This window comes from Nonomuraea sp. NPDC049646, assembly GCF_044465525.1.
Lineage (GTDB): Bacteria > Actinomycetota > Actinomycetes > Streptosporangiales > Streptosporangiaceae > Nonomuraea.
On the sequence record NZ_JBITLU010000008.1, the window covers coordinates 84,513 to 94,896 of the forward strand.

A 10,384-nucleotide genomic window follows, 5' to 3' on the forward strand; every position below is an offset into this window, starting at 1 on the left:
TGCGACGTCATGCCAGGTCAGGGGACTATCAGCACGGTACGGCGAGCCCGTTTCGCCAGGCCGACGGCCACCGAGCCGCCCAGGGCGTGCCAGGAGGAGCGCGACCTGCCGACCACGATGGCGTCGGCCCGGTAGGAACCGGCGAGCGCCTCCAGCTCGCGGGCGGTGTCCCCGCGGGCGCTGACGAACTGCCAGGGCACGCCGGCGCCCCTCAGCTCGTCCCGGAGGTCGTCGGTGAGGTCGGCCGCGCTGTCCGGGATGATCGGGGAGCCGGCGAAGAACCACAACGTGGTGCTGTTGATCGGCTCGACGAAGACGACGAGCAGCGCGGCGGCGTCCCGCCGGGCCAGGCCGGCCGCGTACGCGAGCGCGTTGCGGCTGGGGTCCGACCCGTCGAAGCCGACGACCAGCAGCCCGGCGCCGTCCTTGCCGATCTCGAACTGCCCCGCCGGGAGCCGGCCTTCCAGTGGCTCCCAGCCGGGGTCTGTGCTACCGCCGAACACGGCACGACTCGCGTCAGACGTCCGCGTGCTTGCCGCGGCGGGCCAGCTCGCGCAGGGAGTCGGCGGCGTAGATCACCAGGGCGACGAACGAGACCGCGGCGAGCCCGCCGCCGACCCAAAGGTCGTTGACGGTCGCGTCCGCGTACACGGCGCCCCGGGGCTGGTAGCCGACCGCGAACGGCGCGGCGACCAGCCACAACCCGGTCAGGAACAGCAGGACGAGGGCGGAAATGCCCAGCTTGGCCTTCATCGGGACTCCTCCAGACCCACCAGGGTGGCCTTGCCGTTCTGACGGTGCTCGCCGCCGCGGCTCGGGTTGTGCATGTCCTCGCGCAGCGCCTCCACGAGCGGGGCCAGCAGGCTCGCCAGCTCGGCCGAGGACGCCTGCGGCGCGGCGGGCACGGGCTCGGGCTCGGGCTCCGGCTTCACGCGCTGCTTGACGGTCACCAGCCCACGGATCACGAGCTCTTCGTAGATGGCCAGGACGAAGCCGACGACGCCCACGAGACCGAAGACGGTCACGCCCAGGCCCGAGAAGAACTCGGTCGTGGTGGGGTCGGTCCAGTCGGCGTTCTCGGGCTGCGTGCCGAGGGCGAAGGGGGCGATCATCAGCCACAGGCCGGCCATGACCGCCAGGGCCGCCGCTACGGCGCCCACGAACTTGCGAATCATTGTGAGACTCCTCCGGATACGAGGTCTTGCTGCGCCGGCGTGGCCTGCGCGATGAGGGCGCGCGAGGTGGGCCGGAGCACGTTCTGGGCGACCGTCCAGGCGCGTTCGCGCTCGGGACGGCCGTCGGGCGGCGCCATCCTGGCGACCGCGGAGAGCAGCGCGGACGGCTGGCCGTTCGACCGCTCGACGCGCTGGGCGATGAGCTCCAGGAGCAGCCCGGCCAGGACGAGGTCGTCCTTGCCGAGGGGCTTGGGGCCGGCCGGCATCGTGGTGCCGCGCAGCGGCAGCTCCTTCAGGAACAGGGCGGCGAGGAACCCGAGCAGGGCGATCGGCACGCCGACCAGGAACACCGTCTCCAGGGCCCGGGTGAAGGACTCCAGGATGATGCCCTTGATCGGCTCGGGCAGGCGCTGGATGGCGGCGGGGCTGCCCAGCTTCTGCCCGGTGCCGGGCAGGTGGAGGCGGGCCTGGGCGACGAGGTCGGCGAACTCGCTCGCCTGCCGGTTGGTCAGGATCGCGCCGAAGCCCGCGACGCCCATCGCGCCGCCGAGCGAGCGGAAGAACGAGACGCCGGCCGTGGTCGAGGCCATGTCGCGCAGCTCGGAGCCGTTCTGGGCGGCCAGGATGAGCATCTGCATGGACAGGCCGAGGCCGATGCCCAGGACGCCCACGTCGAGGCCGATGAGCCATTCGCTGGAGTCGACGTGCAGCCGGGAGAGCAGGAACAGGCCGACGGCCACGATCACGAGCCCGGCGACCGGGAAGATCTTCCACTTGCCGGTGTTCGTGACGATCTTGCCGGAGATCACGCCCGCCAGGAACAGCGCCACCACCATGGGCAGCGTCATCAGGCCCGAGTTCGTCGGGCTCAGGCCCTTGACGATCTGCAGGTACTGCGGCAGGTAGATCATCGCGCCGAACATGGCCATGCCGACGAACAGCGAGGCCGCGCTGGTGAGCACGAACGTGCGGTTCCTGAACAGCCGCGGGGGCAGGATCGGGTTGCGGGCCGTACGCTCGGCCAGCACCGCCAGGGCCAGCATGAGCACGGCGAACGCGGCCAGGAAGTACGTCCAGAACGAGTTCCACTCGAACTCGTTGCCGCCCAGCGTCAGCAGCAGCATCAGGGAGGCCGCGCTGGCCGTGATGGTGGTCGCGCCCCAGATGTCGATCGAGGTGTTCCGCTTGACCTTGGGCAGCCGCAGCACCTTCTGCACCACCGCGAACGCGACGATGGCGAACGGCACCACGACGTAGAAGCACCAGCGCCAGCCGAGCCAGTCGGTGTCCACGATGAACCCGCCGAGCAGCGGCCCGGCGACGGTGGAGATCCCGAAGACGGCGCCCATGTAGCCGGAGTACCGGCCGCGCTCGCGCGGCGAGACGATGTCTCCCAGAATCACCTGCGCAAGTGCCGACAAACCACCCACGCCCAGGCCCTGCACGGCACGTGCCGCGATGAGCTGACCCATGTTCTGCGACAGACCGGCCACCAGTGAAGCTGCCACGAACAGACCGAGAGCGGTCTGGAAGAGCAGTTTCCGGCCGAACAGGTCGGACAGCTTGCCCCACAACGGTGTCGAGACCGTCATCGTCAGCATGGTGGCGCTGGCCACCCACGAGTACTGGTCCTGACCGCCGAGTTCCCCCACGATCGTCGGCAACGCGGTGCCCACCACGGAAGTCGAGATCATCGACGTCAGCATGGCGAGCATGAGCCCGGACATGACTTCGAGGATCTCGCGGTGGGTGTACTGCCTTCGGGCGGGGGGCGCGGCCTGTGCCTGGGCTACCAAGACACCACATCCCCTTCGTACGCACTTGTCCAATGTTGAGTATACGCATGTTTACTAGCCGCGCGGCAAGTGACTTTATTCCTGAGTAGAGTTCGGAACATGGACGCCCCGACGACGGACGCCCGGCCCCGCGGACGCGAGGCCACCCGGCAGCGCATCCTTGACGCGGCACGCGTGCTGTTCGGCGAGCACGGATACGAGCAGGTCACCGTCCGCATGATCGCCGCGGCCGCGGAGGCCAACATCGCCCTGGTCGGCCGCTATTTCGGCTCCAAGGCCGGGCTCTTCGGCGCGGTGCTCGAAGGCGAGCCCACGTTCGTCGCCCTGCTGGCCGGCGATCACGGGAGCCTGCCGCGGCGCCTGGCCGAGTACGCGGCCGAGCGCATGCACCACGACCCCGAGAGCCCGGTGCTGCGCACCCTCGAACGCTCGGCCGCCCATCCGGAGATCCAGGACGTCGTGCGCGAGCGCCTGCGCACGTCCATCCTCGATCCGCTGGCCGCGCAGCTCGACGGGCCCGACGTCCAGGCGCGGGCCAGGATGGCGACGGCGGTCTTCCTGGGCATCGGCGCGATGCGCCGCCGGCTGGGCCCGGAGCAGCCCACGGCGGCCGACGTCGACCGGCTGACCGCGGTGTTCGAGGCGTGCCTGGCGGAGTGAAACTTTCATCGCCCTGACCGGTGCTGGCCTGGGGAAAGCCGGAGGGAAGCCGGTTCGCAACGGTCGGATGTCTTTCTGCGGCCGGGCGGGCTACCTACCATCCGGAGAGAGCCGTGGGAGCGCTCCCACTCCCACTCTACGGACGGAGTAACCTCATGTCTCGCAGAAGGCCCGCGCTCGCGGCGCTGCTCGCCGCCACCGCCATGGCCGTGGCGGGGGCGGTCGTCCTCGCCTCGTCCACCGCCCAGGCCGCCGACTCCGCTTTCTACGTCGATCCCCAGACGAACGCCGCCAAATGGGTCGCCGCCAACCCGGGCGACAGCCGTACGCCGGTGATCAGGGACCGGATCGCCGCCGTGCCGCAGGGCCGGTGGTTCGCCAGCTACAACCCCGCGACCGTGCGCGGCCAGGTGGACTCCTACGTGGGGGCCGCCGCCGCGGCGGGCAAGATCCCGATCGTCGTCGTGTACGACATGCCCAACCGCGACTGCGGCGGCGCGAGCGCGGGCGGCGCGCCCGACCACGCGTCCTACCGGGCGTGGATCGACCAGATCGCGGCCGGTCTGGGCGGGCGGGCGGCGACCGTCGTCCTCGAACCGGACGCGCTGGCCATCATGACCAACTGCATGAACGCCGCGCAGCAGGCCGAGGTGAAGGCGTCCATGGCGTACGCCGGCAAGAAGTTCAAGGCGACGTCGTCGCAGGTGAAGGTGTACTTCGACATCGGTCACGACGCCTGGTTGTCGGCGTCGGAGGCCGCGTCCAGGCTCAACGGCGCCGACGTCGGGGGCAGCGCCGACGGCATCGCGCTCAACACCTCCAACTACCGGGCGACGCCGGGACTGGTGTCGTACGCCAAGAGCGTCATCGCGGCGACCGGCGTGTCCAGGCTGAAGGCGGTCATCGACACCAGCCGCAACGGCAACGGCCCGGCGGGCAGCGAGTGGTGCGACCCCGCCGGCCGGGCCACGGGCATCTGGAGCACCACGAACACCGGTGACGCGGCGATCGACGCCTATCTGTGGGTCAAGCCGCCGGGCGAGGCCGACGGCTGCATCGCGGCGGCCGGGCAGTTCGTGCCGCAGCGGGCGTACGACCTGGCCATGGCCGCGCCCTCACCCACGACGAGCCCGACCGTGACCCCCACCGTGACCCCGACGGTGACCCCAACGGTCACCCCCACCACCGGCCCGGCCGGCTGCTCGGCCGCCTACAAGGTGACCAGCCAGTGGCAGGGCGGCTTCCAGGGCGAGGTGACCGTGAAGAACACCGGCTCGGCGCCGACCGCCGGCTGGAAGGTCCAGTGGACGTTCCCCGGCGGCCAGACGATCAGCCAGCTCTGGAACGGCAACCTGTCCGGCAACGCCACCGTCACGAACCTGAGCTGGAACGGCGCCCTGGCCGGCGGCGCGACGACCACGTTCGGCTTCCTCGCCAACGGCGACGCCGCGACCAGCACCCCGCCCGCCCTCACCTGCACCGCGTCCTGACGCCTCCAGGGCGCCCCCCGCACGGGGGGCGCCCTGACCACGAGCCCGGCCATGAGCCCGGGAAATAAGCGGAGAGCCGTTACGGTTGCACTGCCCGATGGCCACCGTCCAGGCGAAAGGGCTCGTTCCCCATGACTGTTCCACTCTCCATCCTTGATCTGGCGCACATCGGCGACGGAGAGACGGCGAGCGAGAGTCTGGCCGCCAGCGTGGGCCTGGCCCAGCGGGCCGAAGAACTGGGATACCACCGCATCTGGTACGCCGAACACCACAACATGCCGAGCATCGCCTCCTCGGCCACCAGCGTGCTCATCGCCCACGTGGCCGCTCACACCAGGACGATCCGCCTCGGAGCGGGCGGCATCATGCTGCCCAACCACTCCCCGCTGACCATCGCCGAGCAGTTCGGCACCCTGGAGACCCTTCACCCCGGCCGCATCGACCTCGGCCTCGGCCGCGCCCCCGGCAGCGACCAGCCGACCATGCGCGCCCTCCGGCGCACCCCCGGCGCCGCCGACACCTTCCCCCAGGACGTCCTCGAACTGCAGGGATTCCTCACCGGCGAGTCCCGCATCCCCGGTGTGGACGCCACGCCCGGCAAGGGCACGAACGTGCCGCTGTACATCCTCGGCTCGTCGCTGTTCGGCGCCCAGCTCGCCGCCGCGCTCGGGCTGCCGTACGCGTTCGCCTCGCACTTCGCGCCCGACGCGCTGGAGGAGGCCGTGGCGCTCTACCGGCGCGAGTTCAAGCCGTCCGAGCAGCTCGCCGAGCCGTACGTGATCGCCGGGGTGAACGTGATCGCCGCCGACACTGACGAGGAGGCGCAGGAGCAGCTGCTGACGGCCAAGCGGTACCGGGTGAGCCGGTTCCTCGGGCGCGGGCGCACGTTCACTCCGGAGGAGGCCGACATGGTGCTCGAATCGCCGGGCGGGCAGCAGATCCTGCGGATGATGCAGTACTCGGCCGTCGGCACGCCCGCCGAGGTGGAGGACTACCTCACCCGCTTCGCCGCGCACGCGCAGGCCGACGAGCTGATCGTCGTCTCCTCCGCGCCCGACAGGAAGGCGTGGCTGCGCTCCGTCGAGCTGCTGGCCGCCGCCCACGGCCTGACCCGCGACGCCTCCTAGTCGGCCGAGCGCTGCGGCCGCAGCAGATGCGGCCCGGTCAGGTCGGACGGCGGCGCCGGTGACAGCCCCGCGTCCACGAGCTGGGAGCGCAACGCGAGGACCGTGCGTTCCAGGGCCCGGATCTGGGCCTGCAACCGGCGGATCTGGTCGCGCATCGCCACCGAGCTGCTCTGCTCGTTGACCAGCTCCGCGCCGAGCTGGCTGGCCTGGCCCTGCATCCGGGTCATCTGCTTCTCCATCTGCGCCAGGGCGTCCTCGTAGATCGTCTTGGCGCGGATGAAGGCTTCGGCGTCGACCTTCGAGCGTTCGACCTCGGCCTGGTGCTCGACCTGGAGCAACGCGCTCTGCTGGGACTTCTTGCTGGCGTCCGTCGCCGAGCGGAAGGCGAGGTAGGCCACGCCGAGCGGCACGATGCCGACGCCGAGCTGGACCAGGATGTCACTCAGAGCGGACATGGCGGCCCCCCAATGGACGGATCACCCCTGTGTAGGTGACGCCGTCGTCGCTGTGCCAGGCGTTGACCGTCAGCGCGATCGGGAACTCGCTGCCGTCGCGATGCAGGCCGACGAGCGGGATGATCCGGCCGGCCAGGTCGGAGTGGCCGTCGGAGAGCACCCGGGCGAGCCCGTCGGTGTGCGGGTCGCGGAAGCGCGGCGGCATCAGGATCGTCAGCGACCTGCCCACCGCCTCGTCGGTGTCCCAGCCGAACAGGGCCTTGGCCTGCGGGTTCCACGACTGGATCGTGCCCGAGGCGTCGGCCACGATGACGGCCGTCGAGGACGCCGCGCGGCCGCCCGGCAGGCGGCCCAGCACGACGGCCTCGGGCCAGGTGGCGATCAGCGCGATCCAGCCGCCGAAGGCCAGCCAGACCGCCCCGCCGACCCAGCCGCGCGGGTTGTCGCCGGTGAAGGTCGAGATCAGATAGATCAGCCCGTACGTGAGGAGCAGCGCGGTCGCGGCGGCGAAGGCCACCCGGTCGGACCGCATGAACGCCTGCGCCAGGCAGAGCATGCCGAGGGCGCACCAGACCGCCGCCCAGGCGGGCAACGGCGCGATGACGGCCAGCGACGCGTAGCCGGGCGTGCCGCGCTGGTTGCCCGGCACGAACGCCAGCGAGGCCGCGATGGCCAGGCTCAGCAGGCCCACGAACGTCAAGGAGGCGCCCCGCCTCCCGACGCGGCGGAGGACGCGGGTGAGGGTACGGCGAAGCGGGGGCGTACCGACAACGTGTCCATTACTCACAGTCGTCAGATTAATGCATTTAGTTATTGTCCGATGAGATTATCTGGCTGGTCGGCCCGGCGTGGCGGCCTTACGGGAAACATCGGGGAAACCCCGTGACCGGTTCCATGCCGTTCCTGGACCCGTCCGAGAAACCTGCTGAACCGCCAGCGGCAGGCCGTCCTGGAGGGCTAGCTGGTTCCGCACGTGGTCAGGAGGTGGGTGAGAGTTTCGGCGGGGGTGTGTCCGGCGGTGTGCAGGACGGTGGTGGCCAGGGTGCGGTTGCCCGGGGCGCGCACCCACTCCGCGAGGAAGTCGTGGCCGTCGGCGCTGATCCAGTCGGTGCCCTTCGCGGCCAGGCTGCGCCGCCGCAGGACTTCGACGGATCGCTCCTCGTCGGCGCAGGGCAGCACCAGCACCACGTGCTCGACGGCGGCGAGGGCGGCCCGGACGCGCAGGAACAGCTCCGGCCGCGTGTAGTGGCTGTGGCCGGCCCCGAGGGCGACGATCGCGTCCGGATGGTCGGCCACCGCGCGTTCCACGGCATGGGCGCGGGCCGGTTCCCACTCCCGTTCGGCCGCGACCCGGCCGACGGCCCGGATCCGGGCGCGCAGCCGGTCCATGTCCCAGCCCGTCTCGGCGTAGTAGCCGGCGCCGATCGCGTCGATGTCGACGAAGCGCCGGCCCGTCGCCGCGGCCATGCCCTCGCCCAGGGTGCTCTTGCCCGCTGCGGCGGGACCGATGAGGATCATCCACGGCGCTGCACGCATCCGTACATTCTCCTCGGCAGCCGGTGAAACCTTGTCGAGGGCGTCATGAAACCGGCGTCCCCGACAGTGGAGACATGAGCATCACAGAACTCGGGCAGACCGGGGTCGGCCCGCCCCCCAGAGCGGCCACCGAGCCGGCCGTACGCGCCGAAGGGCTGGTGAAGACGTTCGGCGCACACCGGGCCGTGGACGGGATCGACCTGGACGTACGCACCGGCGAGATCTTCGGCGTCCTCGGCCCCAACGGCGCGGGCAAGACCACCACCCTCCGCATGCTGGCCACCCTCCTGAAGATCGACGCCGGCCGCGCCGAGATCTTCGGGGTCGACGTGGCCGCCAACCCGCACGTGATCCGCCAGCTCGTCGGCGTCACCGGCCAGTACGCCTCGGTCGACGAGAACCTGACCGCCCGCGAGAACCTGTGGCTGTTCAGCCGCCTCCAGGGCATCGCCAAGCCGCGCGCCCGGCGCATCGCCACCGAGCTGCTGGGCCAGTTCGGCCTGGAGGACGCGGCCGACAAGCCGATCTCGCAGTTCTCCGGCGGCATGCGCAGGCGCCTGGACCTGGCGGTCAGCCTGATCACCAGACCACCGCTGATCTTCCTGGACGAGCCCACCACCGGCCTCGACCCCCGTACCCGCGGCCAGATGTGGGACGCCATCCGCGACCTGGTCTCCGACGGCTGCACCGTGCTGCTGACCACCCAGTACCTGGACGAGGCCGACCAGCTCGCCGACCGCATCGCCGTCATCGACCACGGCCGCAAGGTCGCCGAGGGCACGCCCGACCAGCTGAAGAGCGCGGTCGGCAACTCGACCCTGCAGTTGCTGCTCGCCGACCCGGCCGAGGTGCCGGCCGCCGTCGAGGTCGTGCGGCGCGTGCTCGGCTCCGACCCGGTGCTCAGCCCGGAGCAGGGCCGCCTCAACGTCGCGCTCGACCAGGCGGACCTGGCCGCCGAGGTGCTGATCGCCCTGCGCACCGCCGGGGTGTCGATCTCGTCGGTGAGCGTGGCCAAGCCCAGCCTGGACGAGGTGTTCCTCGTCCTCACCGGCCACGGGACGGACGGCGACGCCGCGACCGGCACGGAGGAGAACCGATGAGCACCATGATCGCCCCCACCCGCGAGACGGTACGGGCCGCCGACCGCGTGGAGGCCGCCCGGCGGCGCGTGACCCTGGCGGAGACCGTCGCCCAGACCCTGTCGATGGCCTGGCGGGCGCTGAAGAAGATGCGCCGCAACCCGGAGCAGTTTTTCGACGTGGCGCTGCAACCCCTGCTGTTCACCGCGATGTTCGCCTTCATCTTCGGCGGCGCCATCGCCGGCGACGTGCAGAGCTACCTCCCGCTGATGATCCCCGGCATCCTCGCCCAGACGGTGCTGACGACGTGCATGGCGACGGGCACGCAGCTCCGCGAGGACATGGAGAAGGGCGTCTTCGACCGGTTCAAGTCGTTGCCGATCGCCCGGATCGCGCCGCTCGCCGGCCCGATGGTGGCCGACCTGCTGCGTTACACGATCGCGGCCACGCTCACCTTCGGCATGGGCCTGGTGATGGGCTACCGGCCGGGCGGCGGCGTGGGCGGCGTGCTGGCCGCGATCCTGCTGGCCATCTTCACGGGCTGGTCGCTGGCGTGGATCTTCACCTGGGTCGGCACGATCGCCCGCAGCGCCCAGGCCGTGCAGGGCATCTCGATGATGATCCTGTTCCCGCTGACGTTCCTGTCCAACGCGTTCGTCCCCGTGGAGACGCTGCCGGGGTGGCTGGCCGCGTTCGTCCGGGTCAATCCGGTCTCACACCTGGTCACGGCCACCCGGGACCTCGCCAACAACGCCCTCGTCAGCGGCGAGGTGGCCTGGACCCTGCTGGCGTGCGCGGTCGTCATGGCGATCTTCGCGCCCCTGTCGGTGCGCAGCTACAAGCGGCACATGTGAGCGCCGCCGGTCCCGGCCGAAGACCTGCTCGACGTGCCGCCGGGCCTCGTCGAGCAGGTCGGGGCCGCGCCGGTCGCCGTACTCGGCCCGGATGGCCGCGAGCGTGCCGGGCGCGGCCCGTTCCGCGTGCGGCTCGATCAGCTCGAAGTGCATGCTCGGCATCGTGCCGTTGTACGCGAACCGCTCGGCCAGCACCAGCAGCCTGATCGCGT

12 protein-coding genes are annotated in these 10,384 nt (G+C 71.1%); 5 read left to right on the top strand and 7 right to left on the bottom strand.

The features are described from left to right. Positions 1-17 precede the first annotated feature (17 nt). From ACIBQ8_RS24335 to ACIBQ8_RS24350, 4 genes are read right to left on the bottom strand one after another with little or no spacing between them, the layout of a single operon-like run. Positions 18-503 carry a universal stress protein gene (locus ACIBQ8_RS24335; protein WP_397179965.1) on the bottom strand — a complete coding sequence of 162 codons (486 nt, stop codon included), beginning with the start codon at positions 501-503 and terminating at the stop codon, positions 18-20. A gap of 13 nt (positions 504-516) precedes the next feature. Continuing rightward, positions 517-753, bottom strand: a complete 237-nt coding sequence (locus ACIBQ8_RS24340; RefSeq protein WP_397179964.1) for a hypothetical protein — start codon at positions 751-753, stop codon at positions 517-519. Beyond that, positions 750-1,175, bottom strand: coding sequence for a hypothetical protein (locus ACIBQ8_RS24345; RefSeq protein WP_397179963.1), 426 nt, complete (start codon positions 1,173-1,175; stop codon positions 750-752). The genes ACIBQ8_RS24340 and ACIBQ8_RS24345 overlap by 4 nt, the downstream gene beginning before the upstream one ends. Continuing rightward, complete coding sequence (locus ACIBQ8_RS24350; RefSeq protein ID WP_397179962.1) at positions 1,172-2,971, bottom strand: MDR family MFS transporter; 1,800 nt, start codon at positions 2,969-2,971, stop codon at positions 1,172-1,174. Before ACIBQ8_RS24350 ends, ACIBQ8_RS24345 begins: the two co-directional genes overlap by 4 nt. A gap of 99 nt (positions 2,972-3,070) precedes the next feature. On the opposite strand from ACIBQ8_RS24350, the gene ACIBQ8_RS24355 reads away from it, so the two are divergent. The 3 genes from ACIBQ8_RS24355 (at position 3,071) to ACIBQ8_RS24365 (ending at position 6,248) form a co-directional block, all read left to right on the top strand. Then, complete coding sequence (locus ACIBQ8_RS24355; RefSeq protein ID WP_387672102.1) at positions 3,071-3,631, top strand: TetR family transcriptional regulator; 561 nt, start codon at positions 3,071-3,073, stop codon at positions 3,629-3,631. Between the two features lie 155 nt (positions 3,632-3,786). Beyond that, a complete protein-coding gene (locus tag ACIBQ8_RS24360; protein WP_397193032.1) occupies positions 3,787-5,121 on the top strand; it encodes a glycoside hydrolase family 6 protein in 1,335 nt (444 codons plus the stop codon). 131 nt (positions 5,122-5,252) lie between these two features. Next, entirely contained in the window at positions 5,253-6,248 is a 996-nt protein-coding gene (locus ACIBQ8_RS24365) for an LLM class flavin-dependent oxidoreductase (protein ID WP_397193033.1), read from the top strand. Here the strand turns inward: ACIBQ8_RS24365 and ACIBQ8_RS24370 are convergent. From ACIBQ8_RS24370 to ACIBQ8_RS24380, 3 genes are all read right to left on the bottom strand, one after another. Continuing rightward, entirely contained in the window at positions 6,245-6,703 is a 459-nt protein-coding gene (locus tag ACIBQ8_RS24370; RefSeq protein WP_358290937.1) for a hypothetical protein, read from the bottom strand. The genes ACIBQ8_RS24365 and ACIBQ8_RS24370 overlap by 4 nt on opposite strands. After that, positions 6,687-7,394, bottom strand: coding sequence for a PAS domain S-box protein (locus tag ACIBQ8_RS24375; protein WP_397180044.1), 708 nt, complete (start codon positions 7,392-7,394; stop codon positions 6,687-6,689). The genes ACIBQ8_RS24370 and ACIBQ8_RS24375 overlap by 17 nt, the downstream gene beginning before the upstream one ends. A gap of 266 nt (positions 7,395-7,660) precedes the next feature. Beyond that, positions 7,661-8,239 carry a shikimate kinase gene (locus ACIBQ8_RS24380; protein ID WP_397179959.1) on the bottom strand — a complete coding sequence of 193 codons (579 nt, stop codon included), beginning with the start codon at positions 8,237-8,239 and terminating at the stop codon, positions 7,661-7,663. Between the two features lie 74 nt (positions 8,240-8,313). Here ACIBQ8_RS24380 and ACIBQ8_RS24385 point away from each other — a divergent pair, with 74 nt between their 5' ends. Then, a complete protein-coding gene (locus ACIBQ8_RS24385; RefSeq protein WP_397193034.1) occupies positions 8,314-9,339 on the top strand; it encodes an ATP-binding cassette domain-containing protein in 1,026 nt (341 codons plus the stop codon). After that, positions 9,336-10,172: an ABC transporter permease gene (locus ACIBQ8_RS24390; RefSeq protein WP_397193035.1), complete on the top strand. Its 837-nt coding sequence runs from the start codon at positions 9,336-9,338 to the stop codon at positions 10,170-10,172. The genes ACIBQ8_RS24385 and ACIBQ8_RS24390 overlap by 4 nt, the downstream gene beginning before the upstream one ends. Positions 10,173-10,384 lie beyond the last annotated feature (212 nt).

What these genes read in the sequence shown, in the direction of transcription:
- ACIBQ8_RS24340 (WP_397179964.1), bottom strand. Translation starts at nt 753, where the DNA reads ATGAAGGCCAAGCTGGGCATTTCCGCCCTCGTCCTGCTGTTCCTGACC.
- ACIBQ8_RS24355 (WP_387672102.1), top strand. Translation starts at nt 3,071, where the DNA reads ATGGACGCCCCGACGACGGACGCCCGGCCCCGCGGACGCGAGGCCACC.
- ACIBQ8_RS24345 (WP_397179963.1), bottom strand. Translation starts at nt 1,175, where the DNA reads ATGATTCGCAAGTTCGTGGGCGCCGTAGCGGCGGCCCTGGCGGTCATG.
- ACIBQ8_RS24370 (WP_358290937.1), bottom strand. Translation starts at nt 6,703, where the DNA reads ATGTCCGCTCTGAGTGACATCCTGGTCCAGCTCGGCGTCGGCATCGTG.
- ACIBQ8_RS24385 (WP_397193034.1), top strand. Translation starts at nt 8,314, where the DNA reads ATGAGCATCACAGAACTCGGGCAGACCGGGGTCGGCCCGCCCCCCAGA.
- ACIBQ8_RS24365 (WP_397193033.1), top strand. Translation starts at nt 5,253, where the DNA reads ATGACTGTTCCACTCTCCATCCTTGATCTGGCGCACATCGGCGACGGA.
- ACIBQ8_RS24360 (WP_397193032.1), top strand. Translation starts at nt 3,787, where the DNA reads ATGTCTCGCAGAAGGCCCGCGCTCGCGGCGCTGCTCGCCGCCACCGCC.
- ACIBQ8_RS24390 (WP_397193035.1), top strand. Translation starts at nt 9,336, where the DNA reads ATGAGCACCATGATCGCCCCCACCCGCGAGACGGTACGGGCCGCCGAC.
- ACIBQ8_RS24380 (WP_397179959.1), bottom strand. Translation starts at nt 8,239, where the DNA reads ATGCGTGCAGCGCCGTGGATGATCCTCATCGGTCCCGCCGCAGCGGGC.